Genomic DNA, 26,407 nt, shown 5'->3' with positions numbered 1-26,407 from the left:
CTGAATGCTGTGGAGCACCTGTGGCAGCTGGCTTGCCGGCGATTGGGCTGCAAAGCAGCCCCCCTTGCGCAATCCCCAGAATGTCCCGAAGCTGTGCATCATCAGCTCCCGAGAGATTCCAGCCATGGCCCGCATGCCCACCGCCATAAACCTGCACAAAGCCTCGAAAACCCTCACCCTCACCTACGCCCCCGGCGAGGTCTACCACCTGCCCGCCGAACTCCTGCGCGTGCACTCCCCCTCCGCCGAGGTCCAGGGCCACGGCAACCCTATCCTGCAGTTCGGCAAGATCAACGTCGGCCTGGTCGGCCTGGAGCCTGCCGGCCAATATGCACTGAAACTGACCTTCGACGACGGCCATGACAGCGGCCTGTTCACCTGGGAATACCTGGAACAGCTGTGCCTGCGCCAGGAACAGCTGTGGGCCGACTACCTCGACGAGCTGCACAAGGCCGGAAAATCCCGCGACCCGGCCGAATCGGTTGTGAAACTCATGCTCTAGCGCAAGGCCTGCAGGGTTTAGAGCGCATTTTCTAAATTCATCTGTTTGAATGACTTGCAGACAGCCCAGTGAAGGGCTGTCTTGCGCATTACATGAAAGTCGGGTAACCAATGGGTGTGGCAAGTTCCCTGCATCACTTTGCAGGCAGTCAGAACCCCCGCAGCACCGCTGTTCCTTATCACTGGTCACCCGAGTAGCAGTACCGGGCTCAGGGCTGTGCGCTTGTCACAGCAACCGGTACTCGTCTCAGGACAACGGAGCGTCGTAGATGAGTAACAAGAACAACGATGAGCTGCAGCGGCAGGCCTCGGAAAACACCCTGGGGCTGAACCCGGTCATCGGCATTCGCCGCAAGGACCTGTTGAGCTCGGCACGCACCGTGCTGCGCCAGGCCGTGCGCCAACCGCTGCACAGCGCAAAGCATGTGGCCCACTTTGGCCTGGAGCTGAAAAACGTGCTGCTGGGCAAATCCAGCCTGGCCCCGGAAAGCGACGACCGCCGCTTCAACGACCCGGCCTGGAGCAACAACCCGCTGTACCGCCGCTACCTGCAAACCTACCTGGCCTGGCGCAACGAGTTGCAGGACTGGATCGGCAACAGCGACCTGCCACCCCAGGACATCAGCCGCGGCCAGTTCGTCATCAACCTGATGACTGAAGCCATGGCGCCGACCAATACCTTGTCCAACCCGGCAGCGGTCAAACGCTTCTTCGAAACCGGCGGCAAGAGCCTGCTCGACGGCCTGTCCAACCTCGCCAAGGACATGGTCAATAACGGCGGCATGCCCAGCCAGGTGAACATGGACGCCTTCGAAGTGGGCAAGAACCTGGGCACCAGCGAAGGCGCGGTGGTGTACCGCAACGATGTACTGGAGCTTATCCAGTACAGCCCCATCACCGAGCAGGTGCATGCCCGCCCGCTGCTGGTGGTGCCACCGCAGATCAACAAGTTCTACGTGTTCGACCTGAGCCCGGAAAAGAGCCTGGCACGCTACTGCCTGCGCTCGCAGCAGCAAACCTTCATCATCAGCTGGCGCAACCCGACCAAGGCCCAGCGTGAATGGGGCCTGTCCACCTACATCGATGCGCTGAAAGAAGCCGTCGACGCGGTGCTGGCGATTACCGGCAGCAAAGACCTGAACATGCTCGGTGCCTGCTCCGGTGGCATTACCTGCACTGCGCTGGTAGGCCACTATGCCGCCATTGGCGAAAACAAGGTCAATGCCCTGACCCTGCTGGTCAGCGTGCTGGACACCACCATGGACAACCAGGTCGCCTTGTTCGTCGATGAACAAACCCTGGAAAGTGCCAAGCGCCACTCCTACCAGGCTGGCGTGCTGGAAGGCAGCGAAATGGCCAAGGTGTTCGCCTGGATGCGCCCCAACGACCTGATCTGGAACTACTGGGTCAACAACTACCTGCTCGGCAACGAGCCGCCGGTGTTCGACATCCTGTTCTGGAACAACGACACCACGCGCCTGCCGGCCGCCTTCCACGGCGACCTGATCGAAATGTTCAAGAGCAACCCACTGATCCGCCCGGATGCACTGGAAGTGTGCGGCACCCCGATCAACCTGAAAAATGTGCAGTGCGACATTTTCAGCGTTGCCGGCACTGCGGATCACATCACCCCGTGGCAATCGTGCTACCGCTCGGCGCACTTGTTCGGCGGCAAGATCGAGTTCGTGCTGTCCAACAGCGGCCACATCCAGAGCATCCTCAACCCGCCAGGCAACCCCAAGGCGCGCTTCATGACTGGCGCTGACCGCCCGGGTGACCCGCTGGCCTGGCAGGAAAACGCCACCAAGCATGCCGACTCCTGGTGGCTGCACTGGCAGAGCTGGCTGAGCGAACGTGCCGGGGAGCTGAAAAAAGCGCCAACCCGCCTGGGCAACCGCGCTTATGCCGCTGGCGAAGCCGCACCAGGCACCTACGTTCACGAGCGCTGAGTTGCGTTGCCGTGGCCGCCATGAGCGCCACGGCACTTTTTTCACGACAGAGTCGAACGCATGCCGGAACCCTACATCTTCAGGACCGTCGAACTGGACGATCAGTCCATTCGCACCGCCGTCCGCCCGGGCAAGCCACACCTGACACCGTTGCTGATCTTCAACGGCATCGGCGCCAACCTGGAGCTGGTGTTCCCGTTCATCGAGGCGCTGGACCCGGACCTGGAGGTCATCGCCTTCGACGTGCCCGGTGTGGGTGGTTCATCCACCCCGCGTCACCCCTATCGCTTCCCAGGGCTGGCCAAGCTCACGGCGCGCATGCTCGATTACCTGGACTACGGCCAGGTCAGCGCCATCGGCGTGTCCTGGGGCGGCGCCCTGGCCCAGCAGTTTGCCCACGACTACCCGGAGCGCTGCAAGAAACTGGTACTGGCCGCCACTGCCGCCGGCGCAGTGATGGTACCGGGCAAACCTAAAGTCTTGTGGATGATGGCGAGCCCCAGGCGCTACGTGCAGCCCTCCCATGTGATCCGCATTGCACCGCTGATCTACGGCGGCGCCTTCCGCCGCGACCCGGACCTGGCCATGCACCATGCGTCCAAGGTGCGCTCCGGGGGCAAGCTGGGCTATTACTGGCAGCTGTTCGCCGGCCTGGGCTGGACCAGCATCCACTGGCTGCACAAGATCCACCAGCCAACGCTGGTGCTGGCCGGTGACGACGACCCGCTGATCCCACTGGTCAACATGCGCCTGCTGGCCTGGCGGATTCCCAATGCCCAGCTACACATAATCGACGATGGCCACCTGTTCCTGATTACCCGGGCCGAGGCCGTCGCACCGATCATCATGAAGTTTCTCCAGGAAGAACGTCAGCGCGCGGTCATGCATCCGCGCCCCGCCTCTGGCGGTTGATTGTCGCTGCCCAAGCATCGGGTAAGACGAGGGAGTGTTGCCATGACAGAAAAACCGGGCAAAGGAACGAAAACGCTTCCCGCCACCAGCATGAACGTGCAGAACGCCATACTCGGCCTACGCGGGCGCGACCTGGTGTCGACCCTGCGCAGGGTTGGCCGCCATGGCTTGACCAACCCGCTGCACACGGCACGGCACCTTTTGGCGTTCGGCAGCCAGCTGGGCCGCGTGATGCTGGGCGACACGCCCTACCAGCCCAACCCTCGCGATGGCCGCTTCAGCGACCCGACCTGGAGCCAGAACCCGTTTTATCGCCGTGGCCTGCAGGCCTATCTGGCCTGGCAGAAGCAGACGCGCCAGTGGATCGACGAAAGTCACCTGGACGACGATGACCGCGCCCGTGCGCACTTTCTGTTTGGCATGATCAATGACGCCCTGGCACCAAGCAACTCGCTGCTCAACCCGCTGGCGGTCAAAGAACTGCTGAACACCGGCGGGCAAAGCCTGGTGCGTGGCGTGGCCCACTTGCTCGACGACCTGCGCCACAACGACGGCCTGCCGCGCCAGGTGGACGAACGTGCCTTCGAGGTGGGTGGCAGCCTGGCGGCAACGCCCGGCGCGGTGGTGTTTCGCAACGAGCTGTTGGAGCTGATCCAGTACAAGCCGATGAGCGAAAAACAGCACGCCAGGCCCTTGCTGGTGGTGCCGCCACAAATCAACAAGTTCTATATCTTCGACATGCAGGCGCACAACAGCTTCGTCCAGTACATGCTCAAGAGCGGCCTGCAGGTGTTCATGATCAGTTGGCGCAACCCCGACCCGCGCCACCGCGAATGGGGCCTGTCCTCCTACGTACAGGCCCTGGAAGAAGCGCTGAACGCCTGCCGCAGCATCAGCGGCAACCGCGACCCCAACCTGATGGGTGCCTGCGCCGGCGGCCTGACCATGGCCGCACTGCAGGGCCACCTGCAGGCCAAGCATCAGTTGCGCAAGATCCGCAGCGCCACTTACCTGGTGAGCCTGCTCGACAGCAAGTTCGACAGCCCGGCCAGCCTGTTCGCCGACGAGCAGACGGTAGAGGCCGCCAAGCGCCGATCCTATCAACGGGGCGTGCTGGACGGCGGCGAAGTTGCCAGGATTTTCGCCTGGATGCGCCCCAACGACCTGATCTGGAACTACTGGGTCAACAACTACCTGTTGGGCAAAGCCCCACCCGCGTTCGACATCCTGTACTGGAACGCCGACAACACACGCCTGCCCGCAGCACTGCACGGGGACTTGCTGGACTTTTTCAAGCACAACCCGCTCACCCACCCGGCAGGCCTCGAAGTGTGCGGCACGCCCATCGACCTCAAGCAGGTCGACCTGGACAGCTTTACCGTGGCCGGCAGCAACGACCACATCACGCCATGGGACGCCGTGTACCGCTCGGCCTTGCTGCTCGGTGGCGACCGGCGTTTCGTGCTGGCCAACAGCGGGCACATCCAGAGCATCATCAACCCGCCGGGCAACCCCAAGGCCTACTACCTGGAGAACCCCAAGCTGTCCGGCGACCCGCGCGCCTGGTTCTACGAGGCCAAGCGCAGCGACGGCAGTTGGTGGCCCTTGTGGCTGGAATGGATCACACCGCGCTCCGGCCCGCTCAAGGCTCCCCGTACCGAGCTGGGCAACAGTACCTATCCACCGCTCGGCCCGGCGCCAGGCACCTATGTCCTGACCCGATGAGCCCTACGACTGGATGAAGACCCGCGACCGTATCCTCGAATGCGCCCTGCAACTGTTCAACCAGCAGGGCGAACCGAACGTATCCACCCTGGAGATTGCCAACGAACTGGGTATCAGCCCGGGCAACCTGTACTACCACTTCCATGGCAAGGAGCCCTTGGTGCTGGGCCTTTTCGAGCGCTTCGAAGAAGCGCTGATGCCCCTGCTCGACCCGCCCCTGGACGTGCGCCTGGACGCCGAGGACTACTGGCTGTTCCTGCACCTTATCGTCGAGCACATGGCCCAGTACCGCTTTCTGTTCCAGGACCTGTCCAACCTCACCGGCCGCCTGCCCAAGCTGGCGCGCGGCATGCGCAGCCTGATCAATGCACTCAAGCGTACGCTGGCGGCGTTGCTCGCCAGCCTCAAGGGCCAGGGGTTGGTAGAGAGTGAGACACAGGCGCTGGGGCAACTGGTGGAGCAGATCACAATGACGCTGCTGTTCTCGCTGGATTACCAGCGGGTGCTGGGACGCGAGGCGGATGTGGGAATTGTGGTGTACCAGGTGATGATGCTGGTGGCGCCGCATCTGCAGCCACAGGCGCGGGCGGCGGCGGAGCAGTTGGCGGTGCGCTATCTGGAGGGGTAGGCCTGCGGTGTCGGCGCTGGGGCCTTCGCGGGCATGCCCGCTCCCACAGGGCCTGCGCTGACCTGCTGATCGGCGCTGTACCTGTGGAAGCGGGCAAGCCCGAGAAGAAGACGACGCGGTATCAGATCAGGGTACCGGTGCCGTTTGGTGCCGACGGTGCGCTGCTGGCCGGGGCGGCTACAGGTGCCGGTGCTGCGGTAGCGGCCGGGGCGGCACTGGCCGCTGGAGCTGCGGGTTTGGCGGCTGCCGGTTTGGCCGGTGCTTTCTTCACCGCAGGTTTCTTCGCTGCCGCTGGCTTGGGCGCTGCCGGTTTTGCTGCCGGTTTTGCCGCCGGCTTGGCAGCTGCAGGTTTGGCCGCAGGCTTTGCTGCAGGTTTGGCCGCTGCCGTTTTAGCTGCAGGTTTGGCCGCCGCCGTTTTAGCAGCAGGCTTGGCCGCCGCTGCCTTGGCCAGTGGCTTGGCCGCTGCCTTGCTCGCAGCCGGCTTGGAAGCCGCAGCGCGCGACGAAATCGGCGTAACCGAAGCACCGGTCAGCTTCTCGATCTGCTTGGTCAGGCTGTCCACCTGCTGGTGCAGGGCCTTGATCTCGTTGCGGCTCGGCACGCCCAAGCGCGAGATGGCGCTGTTCAGGCGCTTGTCGAAAGCCTCTTCGAGTTCGCTCCACTTGCCCATCGCAAGGTCCTTCACGCCAGACACGCGCGAAGTGGTCGACGACTTGGCGGTTTCGGCTACATCTTCAGCCGTCTTCTTCGCCTGCTTCTCGGCCTTCTCGCCATCCTTCACCAGCGAGTCGAACAGCTTGGGGCCGTCCTGGTCGACTTTCGAATAGATACCCAGCCCCGCCAGCCAGATCTTGCGGGAGTACTTCTCGATCCCGCCGACCCAGGAGCTGCTTTCTTTATCGGAATTCTTCTTGCCAGCCATCCTGCTCTCCTTATGGTTTGTGCGCGACGCGCTCAAGCAGCTCGTGCAGCTGTTCAAGCTTCACCGACAACGCCTCAACGTCATGTTTAGACGGAATGCCGAGGCGATTCAAGGCGCGCCCTACCCGTGCGTCGAAAGCTTTTTCGATCTTGTCGAGTTGAATTTCTACCTTGCCGCGTACGCGGCTGACTTCTTCAGCGGCTTCGTCGATCTGGTGGTTGGCTGCATCGAGCTCTTTGTCGATGCGTTTCTTGCCACGCTTCTCGACGCCTTCGCCGGCCTTGACCAGCTCCTGGAAGTAGTCGGAGCCTTCCTGGCCGACGCGGGCGTAGGCGCCGATACCGGCCAGCCAGATCTTGCGCGCATAGCCGCGCACCTCGCCAAGCGTGCCCAGGGCTTCGTCTTTTTTCTTCACAATCACTTTGGCCATGCTGTGTACCTCATGCTCATGAGTGGTGGAAAACCGCCCATGGAGGCTGGGCTTGAGTATTAAGGTAGGGAAGAAAATTAGAAACCTCACCCTAAGGTCGTCGTTGTCGCATCTATATACCGCAAGCACCGTTGGCCATAGCGCTAGCGTCGCAGGCTTCACCTCACGGACATCGACGCCATGACTGCTGTAGCAAACCCACCGAGGCTGACGTTCAAGCAAAGCGTGGCAGCCTGTTTCTCCAAACGACCCAGCCTGCGGGACGTTCTATCAAAAGAAGCATTCCAGACTTTCAGCGACCGGTATCCGTGGTTGCAACGCAACCACCCTCACATCACATCGCTCGATCCTTTCGTCATCCTGCATGCACCGGCCAGCACAGGTGATCTCCCACGTCAGAGCGGGCTGCTGGATGAGCTTCTCAGGCATTTTCTGGCCAAGGAACGTGTGCAACCAAGCGCCGCAGACAAGCTGAGCATCAGCCCACCCCATGTGTTTCAAATTCAGGAGCAAGGCCCGGACAACATCCGCCAACCCGAAATCATCCCGGACCTGACGAAGCTCAGCGATGACTTCGATACAGTGCTTGGTGCGTTGATACCTACCTTCCAGCAAGCCCAGATCGGCTTCTGGAACGGGCTCGACGAAGACAGCCAAGCCTCGCGCATGCTCTGGCTGGAACACACCATCAAGGCCGCATTGCTCGAGAACCTCCCTCGCCAAGGCCTGGCAGATGATGAAAAAGCTGCAATGTACGCCTTGCTCGACGGGGTATTCGACAGCCTGGCTGTCGAGGCGATACAAGTCACGCTCGGAACGGATGGCGAAGCACGCACCGTCACCCTGCCGGATCTGTTGCTCATCACCACAAGTGGTACCCGCAACCTGGTTCTGCAATGCAAACCCTGCGGTTCGGTTCACCGCCATGTCGACCTGCCCAGCTTTGCCACCGCGCTGCAACGGCAGCTAGCACAAAGCTATCGCTTCGAAGCGTTGTCCTGGGCGCACACACCGGTGATCGGGCGCCCTTTCGCCTTCCAGGCCAGGCAACTGCTGAACGGTATCCTGGACGACATCGGGCGCTTGCGTATTGGTGGCCTGGCAACCGTCGACGAGCTGGAGCGACAACTGCGTCAGGTGAGCGACCCGTCAGCTCACTTCTTCGACCTGCCTTCGCAGGAACGAACTGCACCCGCTGTCCGCCCACCGCGATGGCTGCTAAATGCCAGCACTGAGGACCGCTACGCCTATCACACTGCACTGCTCGATCTGGCGGCGAACCAAGGTCGGTCGAAGGGCTGCACATCGCTGAGCGATGTCGAAGATATCCGTGATTACGCCGCTCGCCGCTTGCGTGAGACCCTGCAGGCCCGCTACCCAGACAAGGCGGTACACGACCCGAACGAGGTGCACATCCGCATTTCCCAGGCCATCATCGGCGCCGGCACACAAGGGCAGTCACTGTTCTTGCGCACGGTGCCCCTGACCGATCTGGCGATCTCCCGCCTGCGCCTTGAGGCTGGCGAGGTGATGACCGGGCTCAGTTTCGAGGATGGCTCGCCCGTAAAGGACTGGCTGAGCATCGAGCAGATCAGGGCGCTGATTCATCAGGTCGATATCGGCGCTCACTACCCCACCTACCTGCAGGATCAAGTCAGAACCGAACCGCGCAGGTCCGAACGAATCAGGCAACATGCCAGAGAATGGCGTTACGCCCTTCGGTTCAGCACCCTGAAGGCCAAGATCGAGCGACAGCTTGGCGAAACGGCGAGCCAGGCAATGCTCAGGTTCTGCCAGGGCATGGACAATGGCGCGGACCTTCTGCGCATCGCCCCTCTGGCGTTCCTTTGCGCGCCTGGCGCTTCGGCGAGCGATGTGGCACACGGGATGTTCATCATCGAAATTCCGGCAAGCGGCAGTTGGGTCTTGTACCGCCCGTTCTATGCCGACAGGGCGTTGCAGGAATTTCCGACCCTCGAATTGCTGATGGACGCAGTCCGCAGCAGGGGCGCACTGCAAGAGAGCGTACTGGCCTGGCTCGACGATGACGCGCGTCCGATTTACCAGAACGACGGGTTCAAGCACCCGCACCTGCACCCGAACATTACCGCGCTGACGCACCTGCTCAATGTGCCGGTCGAGCTGCTGGACGGCCTTTTGCAACGCCTCAGACGCCCGGTCCAAGTCTTGTTCCAGGCGTGGATGGATGATCTGGACACCCACCTGTTCAACGCCCGCATCGACACTATGTTATTGGCCTCAGCCAGCAATAGCGTATCCAATGCCCAGGAAGTGCGGGCTTTGGTGAAGGAGGCTGCCTGGGCGATCTTCAATACCGTCACCCAGCTCTGGCATGGCCCGATGACCACCCTGGCGTGGCTGGTCGTGGCGCTGTCGGCGGCCAAGGAAGACGTGGAGGCGCTGATCAAGCGCAGCGGTGACAACAAGATCGTCGCCGCCATAGACCTGCTCACCAACCTGGCCTTGCTCCTTGCCCACCGCCCGGCAACGCCACCTGCCAACAGCGAAGCGGCCGTTACGTTGCGTTTTTCAGGCCCTGCACCGAAGGAAGAATCCCCGCCCCCAGCGCTCGAGCAGCCACAGGAGAAACCCTGGCAGGCCCCCGTCGAGGCGCCGCAGCCCACGCGGGTGCGTGTAGAAAGCTGGCATGACGAGCAGCGCCTGAGCAACCTGTCGGTACAGGAGCGCCAGTCACTGGCCCAACTGCAAGCCTCGCAGTCACTCGAAGGGCACGCGCCACTGACAAGGGGCCGTTTGCGTGGGTTGTTCAATATCGCCGGCCGTTACTACGTCAAGCTGGGCGATGACGTCTATGAAGTCATCGAGACCTGGAACGGCATGCAGATCATCGGCCCAGAGCCGAGCAGCAGCGAATGGGTGTCCCAATGGGATGGCGCCCCGGACGGCTACCATATCGTTGGTCGTGAACGCCCAAAAGGCCCTTGGTTGACGCGCTGGCATGGCCAATGGACTGTGAATCTTACCCTCTTTGGCGGCATGCCAAGGAACAGGCTATCCATCAACGCGGAAAACCGCCAGCGGTTCGACACGTTGAGCGCAACCGCCACGGCTAACCAACAAGCGCTGAATCAGATGGCACCCCTGATGGAACGCAGCCAAGTGCAACTGCAGGTTTATGACGACCTCGCGCGGGAATACAGCATGGCTGTCGATGCACTACCTGCACATGAGCGTGATACACCGCCGCCAGCCTTGCAGCTTCAGAGGCAGGCACTCAAAGCCCAGCGCCTACGGCACTTACCGGAAATCAGGGCATCCGCGCTCTACCTGGAACGGCAAAGCACGCTGCTACACGGGAATATCGAAGTGTTCAAGGAGATGGCCGAACCACGGTTCAGCAAATTCGACACCCGAGCCCCGAGCCGACGCCGATACGGCAACTGGTACGGTGCAGCCATCGAAAACGACATGCTGCTGTGCCGCCGCTTGCTGGAGCAGGTCGACCACCAGGCACTGAGCGCACAGTCCATCGGGCTGCCCCGCGTTCCAGAGACTGCCGAGCAGATACAGCAATACCTCGATTATTGCGAACGGGTACGCGATTCCAGCCAGGCCAGCCGCCGCCTGCTTGTCGTCAGCCAGCGGCTGGACCGGACCTTGGCGCAAGTACTGCCGGACCCCAAGATCGAATTTGCCGACAAAGCCACAAAACTCGCCCAGACCATTCGACGCAGGACGTATTCGACACTGGTCATTCGGGCCCAGCTGCTCAGTGACCTGGCCTACCTCGCCGTGGACAAGACTCGGCTCTCTGCGGACACGGCCGAGCATTTGCTTGCGATGCGCGCGCCGCTCAGCGGCATCGAATTCAGCCGTACGATCTGGAGCCAGGACGGTCTGGAAGCCACCGAAGAGACGGCCCAGGTCAAAGCCGAACTGCTTGAGGATATCCTTCAGAAATACCGTACCGTGCTGGATCGCGCCCAATACATGAAGACACTGGACTCGCCTGCGCTGGTCGCTGACGTGCTGGACGAATATATACGCGAACTGTCCACCATTACCCAGATCACGGAGCAGCAACTTAGCGCGACCTTGACCAATCTCGACAGCGGCATCACCCTCCCCCCGCCAACGCCCTATCATCGCCCCGCAACGATCAGGCGCCGGGTCATCCGTGTTGACCGAGGTCGACCGCTGTTGGTGGAAATCGACCAAATGGGCAATCGGGCCATCCAGCGCAGTGCATTCAACCAGGAGCCTGCGGGCAGTTTCGCGCAACGCGACGGGGTGTGGCATGCCGTGCCTGAGCAAGCGCGGCCGGCCCGGCACGACCGGGCACAGCTGCGCCAGCGAGCAAGCCGCCTGCTGGCAGAGGTGGATGGGAAAATTGCCTTCGCCGCTCACTATGCCGATGAGCCCAACAGCCTGGCCGACTTTCTGGAATGGCCGGCAGGTGACATGCGCGAAGTGCAGCAGCAACTGACCGAGCTGAACAATCCACTGGATTCCAGCTTGGTCGACCTCCTTCGGGCAGCGGTGGACCGCGTCAATCACGAAAGGCATCGGCTGCTCACCGACGCATACCTGAACACCCGCCATCCCGACGGCAAGGCCCTTCGCTTCCTGGCTGAGCAGAAGCGGTTTCGGATCAGGCAGACCGTGATTCGCCGGCAGCTACGTCACGCCAATGATTACCTCGACGTCTACGAGATTCGCGATGTGCAAGCGCCACAGCGGTTACTGTGGGAGGCACATTTTCACTATCCCAGCCTGGAAGCGAGGGGGCATGACTTCGTCAAGGGCCACCTCAAATTCTGGGATGCAGGCGTCAGGGGCCGCAAGGCCCTGCTTGAGCAAGCCGCAAGCGCACGGGAGCGCATCGCGATCTACCGCGGCGACCTGCGCCTGGAGCAGGTGATTGGCATCATTCCCTTCCCGGCGGACGCCCCGCAATAGCCAGAGAGCGGCCCTGGCTCAGGCCAGGGCCTTGTCCAGCGCCCGCTCGATCTCGCCCTTGATGGTGCCGCTCATCATCGACAGCATCATGCCCAGTTTCAATTCGACACGGATGCTGTCGTCGCCAATGTGCACACTGCCATTGGCGCCACTGCGCGCAACGTCCACGCGGTCACCGTTCCAGGTGGCCTTGAGGTCGTACTCACGGCTGAGCTTGTCGACCAGCGCTTCGGCCTTGGCGCGGGCGGCATCACGGCCTAGGGAGTGTTTGCGTTCGACGCTGATCTGGGTCATGCGGGCGTTCCTGAAGATGTAGACATAATCAGCATTATGCCCGCCCCTGCCCACTGGCACACCCCGCCAAGACAAATCCGCCCGTTCGCCCTAGAATGGCGGTAATTTTTTCCGGTGAAGCGATATGAACGACCAGCGCAAAGGCGACCACGCCGAACCCACCACCCACTTTGGCTACCAGGACGTACCTGAAAGCCAGAAGGCGAAAAAAGTCGCCGAAGTGTTCCACTCGGTGGCAGCCAAGTACGACCTGATGAACGATGTGCTTTCCGGCGGCATGCACCGCCTGTGGAAGCGCTTTACCATCGAGCTGTCGGGCGTGCGCAGCGGCAACCGGGTGCTGGACATCGCCGGCGGTACCGGTGACCTGGCCGCCAAGTTCTCGCGCCTGGTCGGCCCGACGGGTCAGGTGGTACTGGCCGACATCAACGAGTCGATGCTCAAGGTTGGCCGTGACCGCCTGCTGGACCGCGGTGTGGCCGGCAACATCGAGTTCGTCCAGGCCGACGCCGAAAAACTGCCGTTCCCGGACAACCACTTCGACTGCGTGACCATCGCTTTCGGCCTGCGCAACGTCACCCACAAGGACGAAGCCATCCGTTCGATGCTGCGCGTGCTCAAGCCCGGTGGCCGTCTGCTGATCCTGGAATTCTCCAAACCGACCAGCAAACTGATGTCCAAGGCCTACGACGCCTATTCGTTCGCTTTCATGCCGCTGGCCGGCAAGCTGATCACCAACGACTCGGAAAGCTACCGTTACCTCGCCGAATCGATCCGCATGCACCCGGACCAGGAAACCCTGAAGAGCATGATGGTCGAGGCCGGTTTCGACCGCGTCACCTACCACAACATGACCAGCGGCATCGTTGCCGTGCACCGGGGGATCAAACCCTGATGCTGCTGGCCGGGCTGCTCGCCAGCGTCGAACATGGCCTGAACCGCGTCCTGCGCATGGACAGCACGGCCCTGCCGCGGCTGGCCGCGCTGGAAGGCAAGGTCATCGAGATCGACTGCCGCCAACCAGCCCTGCAGGTCTTCATCCTGCCCGATGAAGACGGCCTGATGCTCGCCGCCCACTGGGAAGGCGGGGTCGACTGCAGCCTGCGCGCACCGGCCGGCAGCCTGGTGCAACTTGCCCTGGCCAGGGACAAGACCGCCGTGCTGCACAGCCCGCAGGTAGAACTGCATGGCGACAGCGCCGTGCTGCTCGACCTGTTCGGCGTGCTGCAGGACCTGGAGCTGGACTGGGAGCACGAGCTGCAACGCTGGCTCGGCCCGGTCGCCACGGCCATGCTGGCAGGCCACATTCGCCTGCGTGCACGCTGGACCCGCCAGGGCCTGGCGCGCTTCAGCCAGAACCTTTCCGAGTACCTGGCCGAAGAGTCCCGCACCCTGGTAGGCAAGCGCGAAGCCGAAGCCGCCTTCAGTGAACTCGATGCCCTGAAGCTCGATACAGAACGCCTCGAGGCGCGCATCAAGCGCCTCTCCCGATCCCTTGATACCAGCGAAAACGCATGAAGCTGCTCGCCGTCCGCCGTCTTTTTCGCATCCAGCGCGTGGTGATTCGCTACCGTCTCGATGACCTGCTGTTCGAACAGCCCTTGCTGCCCTGGTGGCTGGCCAGCCTGCGCCTGCTGATGCCGTGGCGCTGGCTGCCACGCAAGCCCACCGAACTCAGCCGTGGCGCGCGCCTGCGCCTGGCGCTGCAGGACCTGGGGCCGATCTTCATCAAGTTCGGCCAGTTGCTGTCCACCCGCCGCGACCTGCTGCCCACCGACATCGCCGACGAGCTGATGCTGTTGCAGGACCGTGTGCCGCCGTTCGACCCGAAACAGGCCGTGGCACTGATTGAAGCGCAGCTGGGCGCGAAGGTTGGCGAGGTGTTCAGCCGTTTCGACGTCGAACCGCTGGCCTCGGCCTCGGTGGCCCAGGTGCACGCCGCACGCCTGAAAACCGGCGAAGAGGTGGTGGTCAAGGTGGTACGCCCGGGCCTGAAGCCGGTGATCGCCCAGGACCTGGCCTGGTTGTTCCTGATTGCCAAGGCCGCCGAACGCGCCTCGGCCGATGCCCGCCGCCTGCACCCGGTGGAAATCGTCGGCGACTACGAAAAAACCATCTACGACGAGCTCGACCTGCTGCGCGAGGCTGCCAACGCCAGCCAGCTGCGGCGCAACTTCGAAGGCTCCGAGCTTATGTACGTGCCCCAGGTGTACTGGGACCTGTGCCGCCCTAAAGTGCTGGTGATGGAACGCATCTACGGCGTACCGGTGACCGACATGGCCACCCTGGCCGACCAGCGTACCGACATGAAGCTGCTGGCTGAGCGCGGCGTGGAGGTATTCTTCACCCAGGTATTCCGCGACAGCTTCTTCCATGCCGACATGCACCCGGGCAATATCTTTGTCAGCACGGTCAAGCCGTGGAGCCCGCAGTACATCGCTATCGACTGCGGCATCGTCGGCAGCCTGACCGCCGAGGACCAGGACTACCTGGCGCGTAACCTGTTTGCCTTCTTCAAGCGTGACTATCGCCGCGTCGCCGAGTTGCACATCGACTCGGGCTGGGTGCCGGCGCATACCAAGGTCAACGAATTCGAAGCGGCGATCCGCACCGTGTGCGAGCCGATCTTCGAAAAACCGTTAAAGGATATTTCCTTCGGCCAGGTGCTGATGCGCCTGTTCCAGACCGCGCGGCGCTTCAACATGGAAGTGCAGCCGCAGCTGGTGCTGCTGCAGAAGACCCTCCTCAACATCGAAGGCCTGGGCCGCCAGCTGTACCCCGACCTGGACCTGTGGAGCACCGCCAAACCCTACCTCGAACGCTGGATGCGCGACCGCTACAGCCCCAAGGCCGTGCTCGGCAACATTCATGGGCAGGTCGAGCAGTTGCCGCACTTGACCAACATGGCCCGCGACCTGCTCGAACGCCTGTCGCAACCGCACCTGAACGATCCGCAACTGCCGGAACGCCGCCGCCAGGGTGACCGCTGGGCCCTGCGCCTGCTGGGCGCCGGCCTGCTCGGTGGTGGCGCGGTGCTGGCCGCAGGCGCCGCTGAGGCCGCCAGCCTGGCCGCCCCTGCTGCCTGGCCGGCCTGGCTGATGCTGGCCGCAGGCCTTTACCTGATCGTGCGCCAATAGCCAGCCGCGCCTGTGGCTGGCACACTAGCGCAAAGGGCCCGATACAGGAGCGGGCCCGCTTTGGAGTCGACGATGAAAGACTGGCTGGACGAGATCAAGTGGAACAGCGACGGCCTGGTACCGGCAATCGCCCAGGACCACAAGACCGGACGCGTGCTGATGATGGCCTGGATGAACCGCGAATCGCTGGCGCTGACCGCCACCGAACAGCGCGCCATCTACTGGTCGCGTTCGCGTGGCAGGCTGTGGCGTAAAGGCGAAGAATCCGGGCACGTGCAGAAGCTGCATGAGCTGCGTCTGGACTGCGACGCCGACGTGATCATCCTGATGGTCGAGCAACTGGGCCATATCGCCTGTCATACCGGCCGTGAAAGCTGCTTCTACCGCGTCTTTGAAGACGGCCAGTGGAAAATCGTCGACCCGGTCCTGAAGGACCCGGATGCCATCTACAGCGCAGGACACTGACATGAGCGACACCCTCAACCGCCTGGCCGAAGTGCTTGAAGAACGTAAGCAAGCGGCGCCTGACAGCTCCTACGTAGCCAGCCTGTACCACAAGGGCCTGAACAAGATCCTCGAAAAGCTCGGCGAAGAGTCGGTCGAAACGATCATTGCCGCCAAGGACGCTGCCGTCAGCAAGGATTACAGCGATGTCATCTACGAAACCGCCGACCTGTGGTTTCATAGCCTGGTGATGCTCAGCGCGCTGGGCCAGCATCCACAAGCCGTGCTCGACGAACTGGATCGCCGTTTCGGCTTGTCCGGGCATGATGAGAAGGCCGCACGCCAGCCATCTGCCTGATGTATTTTTGGGGCGTTGCACGCCCCTGTGGGAGCGGGTTCACCCGCGAAGCATGCAACGCGGTATATGGCACCGGCTGCGCCGGTGTTCGCGGGTAAACCCGCTCCCACAAGGGGCGCGCTGCCAGACAGATTTGCTGTACCTGTAAATTTCGGGAGTACGAAATGGGTATTTTTGACTGGAAACACTGGATCGTCCTGCTGGTCGTCGTGGTCCTGGTGTTCGGTACCAAGAAGCTGAAAAACTTCGGCAGTGACCTGGGCGAGTCGATCAAGGGCTTCCGCAAGGCGATGAACGAAGAAGAGACCAAGCCGGCCGAGCAGACTCCGCCGCCTGCCCAGCCTGTGCCGCCGGTGCAAAACACTGCCCAGCCGCAACAAGGCCACACCATCGAAGGCCAGGCCCAACCGGTCCAAGAGCCGCAACGGAAAGACTGACCCATGTTCGGCATCAGTTTCAGCGAGCTGCTACTCGTAGGTCTGGTCGCCCTGCTGGTGCTCGGCCCCGAGCGCCTGCCCGGTGCCGCGCGCACCGCAGGCCTGTGGATCGGCCGGCTCAAACGCAGCTTCAACAGCATCAAGATGGAAGTCGAGCGCGAAATCGGCGCCGACGACATCCGACGCCAGTTGCACAACGAGCACATCCTGCAGATGGAAGAGGAAGCCAAGCGCATCCTCAACCCGATGACACCCCCTGCCCAGCCGCCGGTAACCACGGCCAGCGTGCAGCCACCTGCCGGGCTTGAGGCCAGGCCGGTCGAAGCACCTGCAACCCCGGTAGCATCCTCTGAACCGCCTCAACCGCCGCGAGCCCCATGAGCGAGAATCCGGAACACGACCAGCCGATGCCGCTGGTCTCGCACCTGACCGAACTGCGCACCCGCCTGCTGCGCTGTGTTGCCGTCATTTTCCTGATCTTTGCCGGGCTGTTTTCCTTCGCCCAGCAGATCTACACCCTGGTCTCGGCGCCGCTGCGCGACCATTTGCCGGCCAACGCGACGATGATCGCCACCGACGTGGCCTCGCCGTTCCTGACGCCGTTCAAGCTGACCATGATCGTCTCGCTGTTCCTGGCGATCCCGTTCATCCTGCAGCAGATCTGGGGTTTTATCGCACCGGGTCTGTACCGCCATGAAAGGCGCATCGCCATTCCGCTGCTGGTGTCGAGCATTCTGCTGTTCTACGCCGGTATGGCCTTTGCCTATTTCCTGGTGTTCCCGCTGATGTTCAGTTTCTTTGCCGCCGCCACCCCGGCAGGCGTGGCAATGATGACCGACATCGCCAACTACCTCGACTTCGTGATGACGCTGTTCTTCGCCTTTGGCGTCGCCTTCGAAATCCCGGTGGCAGTGGTGCTGCTGGTGTGGATTGGCGTGGTCGACGTGAAGTACCTGAAGAAGGTCCGCCCTTACGTGATCATCGGCTGCTTCGTGGTCGGCATGATCCTCACCCCGCCGGACATCTTCTCTCAGACCCTGCTGGCCGTGCCCATGTGGCTGCTGTTCGAGGTCGGCGTGCTGTGCGGTAGCCTGATCCGCAAGCGCAGTGCCCACGACGAAGAAGCCAACGACCACAACGACCAGCCACCAGCGACCCAACCGTGAATCTGTTGCTCCTTGAAGAGGCCGATTTCGTCTCGGCCGACCGCGTCGTTCTTGCTGATCGGCGCTTTACCCACATGCAGGAAATCCACCGCGTAGCGGTGGGCGACAACCTGCGCGTGGGCCGTATCAACGGCCTGATGGGCAAGGCCACAGTGCTGCGCCTGGAACAGCACGAGGCCGAACTTGAAGTGGCGTTCGACCAGCAACCACCGGCGAAGCTGCCGTTGACCCTGGTGCTGGCGGTGCCGCGGCCGAAAATGCTGCGACGGCTGTTCCAGACCGTGGCCACTCTGGGCGTATCGCGGCTGATCCTGGTGAACAGTTACAAGGTCGAGAAAAGCTTCTGGCAAACGCCTTTCCTGCAGCCCGAGAGCATTCGCGACAACCTGATCCTCGGCCTGGAACAGGCGCGTGACACGGTGCTGCCCGAGGTGATCATCGAGAAACGCTTCAAGCCTTTCGTCGAAGACCGCCTACCCGCCATCGCCGCTGGCACCCTGGGCCTTGTGGGCCACCCCGGCCCTTACCCCGCCTGCCCGCGTGCCGTGGAACAAGCCGTAACCCTGGCCATCGGCCCAGAAGGCGGCTGGATCCCCTACGAAATTGACCTGCTGGGCAAGGCTGGCCTGGCACCGGTGCAGCTGGGTGATCGCATCCTGCGGGTAGAGACCGCCGTCACTGCGCTGCTTTCGCGTATTTTCTGACGTAAACGCCGTTTTTTCGCCCATCAAGTTTCCCCCTCCCGGGCCGATGGCCTTGGCAACACAACAATTATTTGTGCTGCCAAGCCGCCGGGGAGTCGTACATGTACCAATGGTTAGCCCAATCGCTGGGCAATGTGAGCGTGAATCGCAAACTGGGGCTGGGTTTCGGCCTGGTGCTGCTGTTGACCCTGGCTATTACCCTGGCCGGCTGGCACGGCATGGACAGCATCATCGACCGTGGCGACAAGCTGGGTAACATCTCGGTTATCCAGCAGTACACCCAGGAACTGCGCATCGCCCGCCAGCATTACGAGCGCCGCAGTGATGACGCGTCGGTGGCCGAGCTGGAAAAAGCCCTGGCCAACCTCGACCGCCAGGTGCAGCTGATGCTCGGGCAAATCGAACACCCCGCCGACCGCCAGCGCCTGGAGCAGCAGCGCGAGGCCGTGCGCATTTACCAGCAGGCATTCAACGAGCTGAAACATGCCGGCCAGCGCCGCGAGGCCAGCCGTAGCGTGCTCGGCGACAGCGCTGACAAGGCTGCAGAGCTGATCGGCCGCGTGCAGCGGGGCCTGCTGCAAGGCGGCGATATCAACCAGTACCAGCACGCGGTAGACGTCAGCGCCCTGCTGCAACAAGCGCGTTTCCAGGTTCGTGGCTACACCTACAGCGGCAATGCCGAGTTCCAGCAAACGGCGCTGAAAGCCATCGACCAGGCCCTCGCCGAGCTGCGCGCATTGCCGGCCAAAGTGCCGGCCGAACATGCCGCCGGTCTCGACGATGCCGCCACCGCCATGGGCGGCTACCGCGATGCGGTCACCCAGTTCGGCAATGCCCAGGCCGCCAGCGAGCAGGCCCTGCAGCACATGGCCGAGCAAGGTACGCTGCTGCTACAGACCAGCCAGGCGATGACCACTTCGCAAACCGCCGTGCGTGACGCCGGCGCGACCCAGGCCAAGACCCTGCTCGCCGTGGCCACCGGGCTGGCCCTGGCCCTCGGCCTGCTGGCGGCATGGGCAATTACCCGGCAGATCATCATCCCCCTGCGCCAGACCCTGCGCGCCGCAGAGCGGGTCGCCAGTGGCGACCTGACCCAGAACCTGCAGGTGAACCGCCGCGACGAACTGGGCCAGTTGCAAGCGAGCATGCAGCGCATGACCCAAGGCCTGCGCGAACTGATCGGCGGCATCGGTGACGGTGTCACTCAGATCGCCAGTGCCGCAGAGGAGCTGTCGGCGGTAACTGAGCAGACCAGCGCCGGAGTCAACAACCAGAAGGTCGAAACCGATCAGGTAGCGACCGCCATGAACCAGATGACGGCCACCGTGCACGAGGTAGCCCGTAACGCCGAGCAGGCCTCGGAAGCCGCCCTGATGGCCGACCAGCAAGCCCGCGAAGGCGACCGGGTGGTGGGTGAGGCTGTGGCACAGATCGAGCGGCTGGCGGGTGAAGTGATCAACTCCAGCGAAGCGATGAACCAGCTCAAGGCCGAGAGCGACAAGATCGGCAGCGTGCTCGACGTGATCAAATCGGTGGCTCAGCAGACCAACCTGCTGGCCCTGAACGCGGCTATCGAAGCCGCTCGCGCCGGCGAGGCCGGGCGTGGCTTTGCCGTGGTGGCCGATGAAGTACGCAGCCTGGCCCAGCGCACCCAGCAGTCGACTGAAGAGATCGAAGAGCTGATTGCCGGCCTGCAAAGCGGCACCCAACGGGTGGCCAGCGTGATGGACAACAGCCGCCAGCTGACCGACAGCAGCGTCGAGCTGACCCGCCGCGCCGGCAGCTCGCTGGAGACCATTACCCGCACCGTGTCGTCGATTCAGGCGATGAACCAGCAGATTGCCACGGCAGCCGAGGAACAGACAGCCGTGGCCGAGGAGATCAACCGTAGCGTGATGAATGTGCGGGATATATCCGACCAGACCTCGGCGGCAAGTGAAGAGACGGCCAGTTCGAGTGTGGAGCTGGCTCGGCTGGGGACCCACCTGCAGGGGTTGGTGGGGCGGTTCAAGCTGTGATCTGAGGGATGAATCAGCTGCACTGGCCTCTTCGCGGGTAAACCCGCTCCCACAGGTATCGCGCAGGTTTCAAGGGCTGAGCAGTACCTGTAGGAGCGGGCTTACCCGCGAAGAGGCCAGTGCAGGCAGAACCTTCCTACAGTTCGCGGCGAAATTTCCTACTTGGCTTTCAGGTCAAGTCCTACAGCTCCGCTGCCGATTGGCAGAGGTGAGATGCCAGCAATGCGCTTGCATCCCCTTTCTTGAATGGACGGAGACTCACCATGCTCGGATACCTCAACCGCAAGCTCGGCAACATCAGTGTCGCTGCCAAGCTGGCCCTCGGCTTTGCGGTGGTCCTGCTGCTTACCCTGGCCACCACCCTCAGCGGCTGGCGCGCACTGGATGGCGCCATTACCCGCTCGGAACAGCTGAGCGAGATCGGCCTGATCAACGACCTCACCAAAGACCTGCGCGCAGAGCGCATCACGTATCGCGTGCTTAACGACGACGCCAGCAAAGCACAAGTTACCCGCATCCTTGACCAGCTGGACGCCATGCTGTCCACGCTGCAGCAACGCAGCAACGTTGATGAGTCTCGCCAGTTACTGAGCGAGAAGCTGGCGATGCTGCAGCGCCTGCGCGACACCTTCAGCGAGCTGCAAAGCAGCGTCATCAACCGTACTGCCCTGCGCGAAACCATGCAGGCACAGGAACATAAGCTAAACGAGGTCATCGAGAATCTACAGACCCAAGCCCTGCTGAACATGTCGGCCGACGGCCAGCGTAGTGCCGTACTGAGCCTGATGGATAACCTCACCCGGCATGTCGATGGCGCTAACCAGCAAAGCCTGATGCCGGCTTATACCTTCTCCCCCGTCGAGGAATTCACGCGGGTGGGCGAACGTGCGCTGGACGCCGCCGATACCAGCCTTGGGCAATTGCTACAAAACCTCGAGCCGCTGGGCTTGCCACACGCGCTCACCGAGCAACCCGGTACCGAGTTGGCCAAATACCGGGCCAGCCTGGACCAGTACCGCCGCGCGGCCGTGCGGGTTGAGCAACTGCAGAATGCGATGGAGCAAATGGGCGATGAACTGGCCGCAGTGAGCGTGCAACTAAGTGAACGCAAGATCGAACAGCGCGACAGCGAAGCCTTGGCCGCCCGCTCGCTGCTGACCGGCGTAGCGCTGCTGGCACTCGCAATGGGGGTGTTAGCCGCCTGGCTGATCACCTTGCAGATCACCCAGCCATTGCGCCAGACGCTGGCCGTGGCTGCACGCATAGCCAAAGGCGACCTGAGCCAGGTTGACGCGGTGCAACGCCGTGACGAGATGGGCCAGTTGCAAAGCCGCATGCGTGAGATGACCTTGAGCCTGCGCGAGCTTATCGGGGGTATCGACCAAGGCGTCGGCCAGCTGTCACAGGCCGCCTCACAGCTGGCAGCCAGCAGCGAGGACACCAAACTGAAGATCAACCAGCAGCGCGAGGAAACCGACCAGGTGGCCACCGCCATGAACCAGATGAGCGCCACCGTTCAGGAAGTGGCACAGAACGCCGAGCAGGCCTCGCTGGCTGCAACCAACGCCGACCAGCAGGCCCAGGTGGGCGATCAAGTGGTCTCCGAGGCCATCAACCGTATCGAGCAACTGGCTGGGCAAATGGACCACTGCCTGGCGGCCATGCAACACCTGGCAGGTGAAAGTCAGCGCATCGGCAGCATTCTCGATGTGATCAAGTCGGTGTCCGAACAAACCAACCTGCTGGCACTGAACGCCGCCATCGAGGCCGCCCGAGCCGGTGAAGCCGGGCGTGGTTTTGCTGTGGTAGCCGATGAAGTCAGAGGGTTGGCGCAGCGCACGCAGCAGTCCACCGAAGAGATCGAACAGCTGATCGAAAGCCTGCACAGCGGCACCGACCAGGTCACCAGCCTGCTCGACAACAGCAAGCGCCTGACCGAGCAGAGCGTCGAACTGAGCCGCAAGGCGGGGGATGCCTTGAGCCAGATTACCGATACGGTGTCGAGTATCCAGGGCATGAACCAGCAAATCGCCACGGCCAGCGAGGAGCAGAGCGTGGTGGCCGAGCAAATCAACCGCAGTGTGATCAGCGTGCGCGATGCGTCAGACCAGACCAATGCAGCCAGCGAGCAGACGGCGGCTTCGAGTGGGGAGCTGGAGCAGCTGGGGCAGCAACTACGGGGGATGGTGGGGCGGTTCAGCCTTTGAAATTGCCGGGGCCGCGTAGCGGCCCCTTGCGCGCTGCAGGGCTTGCTCAAGTGATTGAGAGCATATTTACGCTCAGGCTAAACTGTTAATTCTGCCAGTTGTGCTGGCGCAGGCGGGGCCTATGATCAATTGCACCCTATTAAAGAGAGCGCCGAAGTCAATGTTCCCAAAAAAATTGTACTTCCGCAATGGGAATACGCTTGCAATCATCAGTGCAGGCGATAGCCAAAGTCGCCTACTCAGGGCGGTGGGAGTTCCACTGGGTCAATTAAGCTCAGCGCCTGAGGAGGCCCGCCTTTTAGCAACCGATGAAGCACACTCCACTCTATGTACGCAGCACACACACGGCTTTCACGCCTCCCAATACAGTCCCTATGGCCACAGCACCGGCGAGAGCCGAGGGACTGCATTGGGCTATAATGGTGAGCTATTGGAACCCTTCGATTTCTATTTACTGGGTCATGGCAACCGAGCGTACAGCACTCGCCTGATGCGCTTTCTATCCCCCGACCGAACGGGAATTTTTTTAAAAAATAACTTCAACTGTTATGCCTATGCTGCCGGTGACCCAGTTAATTACACAGACCCTTCGGGCAATACACCAGCATTTATCAAGAACGGACTTAGATTGGTCGGCGCAATGAGACCAAGGCGCAAAAAAAACATCCTTCCAGATTCAGACTTCCTCCATATGGAAAGACACCAATTTGCAAGCAAAGAAGAATTCATCACAATGGGTAATGATTTGCTCACATCGCAAAGACAATTTGAAAAAAGAGAAATCAACCACTTGACTAAATGGAAAGATGCCAAGCGCTGGATAATAGAAAAAATGCATGCACTTGAGTCATTTGAAGAAATAATGCTGCCCGCACCACCCACTGCTGAACCGCCAGCCGCCAAACCGTTAAGAGTATTTGCATTCAATGATGCGAGAGATTATTTACATAAAAGCTTGACCAATGCTAACAATTTAATCGAAATGCACACACACCAAATCCTAATTGTTGGGGGTCTGATTAGAAAAGTAGAATCAAAACTAAATAACCCCCACTTTAGTAGGTAGAGAAGCGATATCCCTACCGCCTAGAGTCGGCATCAACTATCAAGTAAATGCTGTCACAACCCCTGGCGCAGGAATGCCAGTACCCGTTGGTCTTTCGGGGAGGCAAAGACTTCTGCCGGTGCCGAATCGAGCAACTGGTCGGGCAGATGGACCATTGCCTGACGGCCATGCAGCATCTGGCAGGCGAAAGCCAGCGTATTGGCAGCATCCTCGATGTGATCAAGTCGGTGTCCGAACAGACCAACTTGCTGGCCCTGAACGCGGCTATCGAGGCGGCACGGGCGGGAGAAGCCGGACGCGGATTTGCCGTGGTGGCCGATGAAGTGCGCGGTTTGGCCAAGCGTACCTCGACTGCAACCGAAGAGATTGGCCAGCTAATCGACAGCCTGCACAACGGTACCGACGAGGTGACCCGCTTGCTGGACAGCAGCAAGAACCTGACCGAGCAGAGCGTGGAGCTGAGCCGCAGGGCCGGGCATGCGCTGAGCCAGATCGCCGACACCGTGTCGAACATTCAGGGCATGAACCAGCAGATCGCCACGGCCAGCGAAGAACAAAGCGTGGTGGCCGAGCAAATCAACCGAAGCGTGATCAATGTGAGGGATGTGTCGGATCAGACCAGTGCGGCCAGCGAACAGACGGCGGCCTCGAGCGGGGAGCTGGAGCAGTTGGGGCAGCAGTTGCGGGGGATGGTTGGGCGGTTCAGCATTTGAGGTTACAGGGGCTGCTTTGCAGCCCAATCGCCGGCAAGCCAGCTCCCACAGGCATGACGCTGACCTGCTTTTTGTGGGAGCTGGCTTGCCGGCGATTGGGGCGCAAAGCGCCCCCGCTTTTTACAGCACCTGGCGCAGGAAAGCCTGCGCGCGCGGGTCCTTCGGCGCATCGAAGAACGCCCCTGGCGCTGCATCTTCCAGCAGCTTGCCGTGGTCGAAGAACAGCACCCGGTCCGCCACTTCGCGGGCAAAGCCCATTTCATGGGTGACGCAGACCATGGTCATGCCTTCCTGGGCCAAGGTCTTCATCACGTCCAGCACTTCGCCGACCATTTCCGGGTCAAGCGCCGAGGTCGGCTCGTCGAACAGCATCACTTTCGGGTCCATCGCCAGGGCACGGGCAATCGCCACGCGCTGTTGCTGACCGCCCGACAAGCGCGACGGGTACTCGTTGGCCTTCTGCGAAATACCCACCTTCTCCAGCAACGCCCGGGCCTTGGCTTCACGCTCGGCCTTGTTGCGCTTGCGCACCACCTTCTGCGCCAGGCACAGGTTTTCCAGCACGGTCATGTGCGGGAACAGGTTGAAGTGCTGGAACACCATGCCGACTTCGCGGCGGTAGGCGTTGATGTCGGTCTTCGGGTCGGCCAGTTGCAGGCCGTCGATGGCCACATGGCCTTGGTCGAAATGCTCCAGGCCGTTGAGGCAGCGCAGGAAGGTGGACTTGCCCGAACCCGATGGGCCGAGCACTACCACCACTTCGCCTTTGGCGACCTGGGTGGTGACGTTGTCCACAGCCCGTACCACTTGGCCACGGGTGTCGAAGACTTTCAGCAGGTCACGGACTTCAATCACTTTGCGCAAGCCTCCGCTCGAGCCGGCTGGCCAGGTGCGACAGCGGCAGGTTGATCAGCAGGTACAGACCTGCCACGCAGAACCAGATCTCGAAGGTCGAGAACGAGGTGGTAATGGCCTCGCGGCCGCTCTTGGTCAGTTCGGTGATCGCGATCACCGAAACCAGCGAGGTGTCCTTGACCAGGCTGATGAACTGGCCAGCCAACGGCGGCAGCACGCGCTTGAAAGCCTGCGGCAGGATCACGTGGCGCATCGACTGGCCGGCGTTCAGGCCCAGCGAGCGCGCGGCTTCGTTCTGGCCCTTGGTGATGGACTGCACGCCAGCACGGACGATTTCTGCCACGTAGGCGCCCGTGAACAGTGCCAGCGCCGCCACCCCGGCGAACTCGCGGGACAGGTTGAGCACGGTGCCGATGAAGAAGTAGAAAATGAAGATCTGCACCAGCAGCGGCGTGCCGCGCACCAGTTCGACATAAACGGTCGAGAGGTCACGCAGGGTCGGGTTGCTGGACAACCGGCACAAGCCCGCGAACAAGCCGATGACCAGGCCCAGCGCGCCGGATACCACCGACAGCCACAACGTGGTCCACAGGCCCCAGGCCAGCGGGCCGGCAGCCCAATGGCGGGTGACGCCAATCTGGTCGCCTTCGGCCACATCGTCGCCGCGGCTCAGTTGCAGGCTGTCCTTGGCCACTTCGAGGACCTGCTCGTCACCTTGCTCGCCCTTCAGCGTGACGCGGGCGTTATCGCCGGCAATGACGATCTCCTGCACGGTGCCATAACCGGCAGCGCGCTGAACGTCTTCAGCCTTGTAGGCGAAGTATTGCGGTACGCGGTTCCAGCGCCACTCGTAGGACATCATCGAGGTGGCCATGTACAGGCTGATCGCCAGGCCGACCAGCACCAGGGCGGTCAGCCCGTGCCAGGGCCACTGGGCTTTCTTGTGTTTGATCACGTGGGGTACTTCCGTAAATGCGAACGCGCAGGGTTTGCCTGCGCG

Annotated in this window: 23 protein-coding genes and 1 pseudogene; 19 read left to right on the top strand and 5 right to left on the bottom strand. The window is 62.1% G+C overall.

The features are described 5' to 3' along the window. Window positions 1-124 precede the first annotated feature (124 nt). From E8E78_RS24985 to E8E78_RS24965, 5 genes are all read left to right on the top strand, one after another. Window positions 125-502: a DUF971 domain-containing protein gene (locus E8E78_RS24985; RefSeq protein ID WP_049275547.1), complete on the top strand. Its 378-nt coding sequence runs from the start codon at window positions 125-127 to the stop codon at window positions 500-502. A 268-nt stretch (window positions 503-770) separates the two neighbouring features. Continuing rightward, complete coding sequence (gene phaC / locus E8E78_RS24980; RefSeq protein WP_016501981.1) at window positions 771-2,450, top strand: class II poly(R)-hydroxyalkanoic acid synthase; 1,680 nt, start codon at window positions 771-773, stop codon at window positions 2,448-2,450. Window positions 2,451-2,510: 60 nt separating this feature from the next. Next, on the top strand, window positions 2,511-3,362 hold the full coding sequence (phaZ, locus tag E8E78_RS24975; protein ID WP_049273718.1) for a poly(3-hydroxyalkanoate) depolymerase: 852 nt from the start codon (window positions 2,511-2,513) through the stop codon (window positions 3,360-3,362). 42 nt (window positions 3,363-3,404) lie between these two features. Beyond that, a complete protein-coding gene (gene phaC / locus E8E78_RS24970; RefSeq protein WP_059394461.1) occupies window positions 3,405-5,087 on the top strand; it encodes a class II poly(R)-hydroxyalkanoic acid synthase in 1,683 nt (560 codons plus the stop codon). Window positions 5,088-5,100: 13 nt separating this feature from the next. Beyond that, on the top strand, window positions 5,101-5,715 hold the full coding sequence (locus E8E78_RS24965) for a TetR/AcrR family transcriptional regulator (protein WP_016501984.1): 615 nt from the start codon (window positions 5,101-5,103) through the stop codon (window positions 5,713-5,715). A 121-nt stretch (window positions 5,716-5,836) separates the two neighbouring features. Here E8E78_RS24965 and E8E78_RS24960 read toward each other — a convergent pair whose 3' ends face one another. Together E8E78_RS24960 and E8E78_RS24955 are read right to left on the bottom strand one after the other, a co-directional pair. Next, window positions 5,837-6,637, bottom strand: a complete 801-nt coding sequence (locus tag E8E78_RS24960) for a phasin family protein (RefSeq protein ID WP_280314776.1) — start codon at window positions 6,635-6,637, stop codon at window positions 5,837-5,839. Window positions 6,638-6,647: 10 nt separating this feature from the next. Further along, window positions 6,648-7,067 (bottom strand): phasin family protein, encoded by a 420-nt coding sequence (locus E8E78_RS24955; RefSeq protein WP_280314779.1) that lies wholly within the window; start codon window positions 7,065-7,067, stop codon window positions 6,648-6,650. 180 nt (window positions 7,068-7,247) lie between these two features. Between E8E78_RS24955 and E8E78_RS24950 the strand changes: the two genes are divergently transcribed. Continuing rightward, entirely contained in the window at window positions 7,248-12,008 is a 4,761-nt protein-coding gene (locus E8E78_RS24950) for a hypothetical protein (protein WP_348532388.1), read from the top strand. An 18-nt stretch (window positions 12,009-12,026) separates the two neighbouring features. Here E8E78_RS24950 and E8E78_RS24945 read toward each other — a convergent pair whose 3' ends face one another. Continuing rightward, window positions 12,027-12,302: a polyhydroxyalkanoic acid system family protein gene (locus E8E78_RS24945; protein WP_003249289.1), complete on the bottom strand. Its 276-nt coding sequence runs from the start codon at window positions 12,300-12,302 to the stop codon at window positions 12,027-12,029. A gap of 124 nt (window positions 12,303-12,426) precedes the next feature. Here E8E78_RS24945 and ubiE point away from each other — a divergent pair, with 124 nt between their 5' ends. The 13 genes and pseudogenes from ubiE to E8E78_RS24880 all read left to right on the top strand — a co-directional run. Continuing rightward, window positions 12,427-13,197 carry a bifunctional demethylmenaquinone methyltransferase/2-methoxy-6-polyprenyl-1,4-benzoquinol methylase UbiE gene (gene ubiE, locus E8E78_RS24940; protein WP_016501988.1) on the top strand — a complete coding sequence of 257 codons (771 nt, stop codon included), beginning with the start codon at window positions 12,427-12,429 and terminating at the stop codon, window positions 13,195-13,197. Beyond that, the gene (locus tag E8E78_RS24935; protein WP_016501989.1) at window positions 13,197-13,820 is read left to right on the top strand and encodes an SCP2 sterol-binding domain-containing protein; all 624 of its coding nucleotides are present in this window, start codon (window positions 13,197-13,199) and stop codon (window positions 13,818-13,820) included. Before ubiE ends, E8E78_RS24935 begins: the two co-directional genes overlap by 1 nt. Then, window positions 13,817-15,439, top strand: coding sequence for a ubiquinone biosynthesis regulatory protein kinase UbiB (gene ubiB / locus E8E78_RS24930; protein ID WP_016501990.1), 1,623 nt, complete (start codon window positions 13,817-13,819; stop codon window positions 15,437-15,439). The genes E8E78_RS24935 and ubiB overlap by 4 nt, the downstream gene beginning before the upstream one ends. A 72-nt stretch (window positions 15,440-15,511) precedes the next feature. Then, window positions 15,512-15,904: a phosphoribosyl-AMP cyclohydrolase gene (gene hisI, locus E8E78_RS24925; RefSeq protein WP_049274959.1), complete on the top strand. Its 393-nt coding sequence runs from the start codon at window positions 15,512-15,514 to the stop codon at window positions 15,902-15,904. 1 nt (window position 15,905) lies between these two features. Further along, on the top strand, window positions 15,906-16,241 hold the full coding sequence (locus E8E78_RS24920; protein WP_016489563.1) for a phosphoribosyl-ATP diphosphatase: 336 nt from the start codon (window positions 15,906-15,908) through the stop codon (window positions 16,239-16,241). Between the two features lie 164 nt (window positions 16,242-16,405). After that, entirely contained in the window at window positions 16,406-16,678 is a 273-nt protein-coding gene (locus tag E8E78_RS24915) for a twin-arginine translocase TatA/TatE family subunit (RefSeq protein ID WP_016489564.1), read from the top strand. A gap of 3 nt (window positions 16,679-16,681) precedes the next feature. Further along, a complete protein-coding gene (gene tatB, locus E8E78_RS24910; RefSeq protein WP_016501992.1) occupies window positions 16,682-17,059 on the top strand; it encodes a Sec-independent protein translocase protein TatB in 378 nt (125 codons plus the stop codon). Further along, a complete protein-coding gene (gene tatC / locus E8E78_RS24905; protein ID WP_016501993.1) occupies window positions 17,056-17,844 on the top strand; it encodes a twin-arginine translocase subunit TatC in 789 nt (262 codons plus the stop codon). Before tatB ends, tatC begins: the two co-directional genes overlap by 4 nt. Further along, a complete protein-coding gene (locus E8E78_RS24900; protein ID WP_016501994.1) occupies window positions 17,841-18,548 on the top strand; it encodes a 16S rRNA (uracil(1498)-N(3))-methyltransferase in 708 nt (235 codons plus the stop codon). The genes tatC and E8E78_RS24900 overlap by 4 nt, the downstream gene beginning before the upstream one ends. Window positions 18,549-18,649: 101 nt before the next feature. Continuing rightward, window positions 18,650-20,566 (top strand): methyl-accepting chemotaxis protein, encoded by a 1,917-nt coding sequence (locus tag E8E78_RS24895; RefSeq protein WP_049274960.1) that lies wholly within the window; start codon window positions 18,650-18,652, stop codon window positions 20,564-20,566. 263 nt (window positions 20,567-20,829) lie between these two features. Next, on the top strand, window positions 20,830-22,773 hold the full coding sequence (locus E8E78_RS24890) for a methyl-accepting chemotaxis protein (RefSeq protein WP_049274961.1): 1,944 nt from the start codon (window positions 20,830-20,832) through the stop codon (window positions 22,771-22,773). A gap of 121 nt (window positions 22,774-22,894) precedes the next feature. Next, window positions 22,895-23,839: an RHS repeat-associated core domain-containing protein gene (locus E8E78_RS24885; RefSeq protein ID WP_080889150.1), complete on the top strand. Its 945-nt coding sequence runs from the start codon at window positions 22,895-22,897 to the stop codon at window positions 23,837-23,839. 122 nt (window positions 23,840-23,961) lie between these two features. Beyond that, a pseudogene (locus tag E8E78_RS24880) lies at window positions 23,962-24,552 on the top strand (methyl-accepting chemotaxis protein); the annotation flags it as partial. Between the two features lie 120 nt (window positions 24,553-24,672). Here E8E78_RS24880 and E8E78_RS24875 read toward each other — a convergent pair. Next, the gene (locus E8E78_RS24875) at window positions 24,673-25,407 is read right to left on the bottom strand and encodes an amino acid ABC transporter ATP-binding protein (RefSeq protein WP_041168148.1); all 735 of its coding nucleotides are present in this window, start codon (window positions 25,405-25,407) and stop codon (window positions 24,673-24,675) included. Next, window positions 25,400-26,362, bottom strand: a complete 963-nt coding sequence (locus tag E8E78_RS24870; protein WP_049274963.1) for an amino acid ABC transporter permease — start codon at window positions 26,360-26,362, stop codon at window positions 25,400-25,402. Before E8E78_RS24870 ends, E8E78_RS24875 begins: the two co-directional genes overlap by 8 nt. Window positions 26,363-26,407 lie beyond the last annotated feature (45 nt).

Source organism: Pseudomonas sp. BN505 (assembly GCF_029873175.1).
GTDB lineage: Bacteria > Pseudomonadota > Gammaproteobacteria > Pseudomonadales > Pseudomonadaceae > Aquipseudomonas > Aquipseudomonas putida.
The sequence above is the reverse complement of the archived record's forward strand: the minus strand, read 5'-3'. Positions and strand labels throughout refer to the sequence as shown.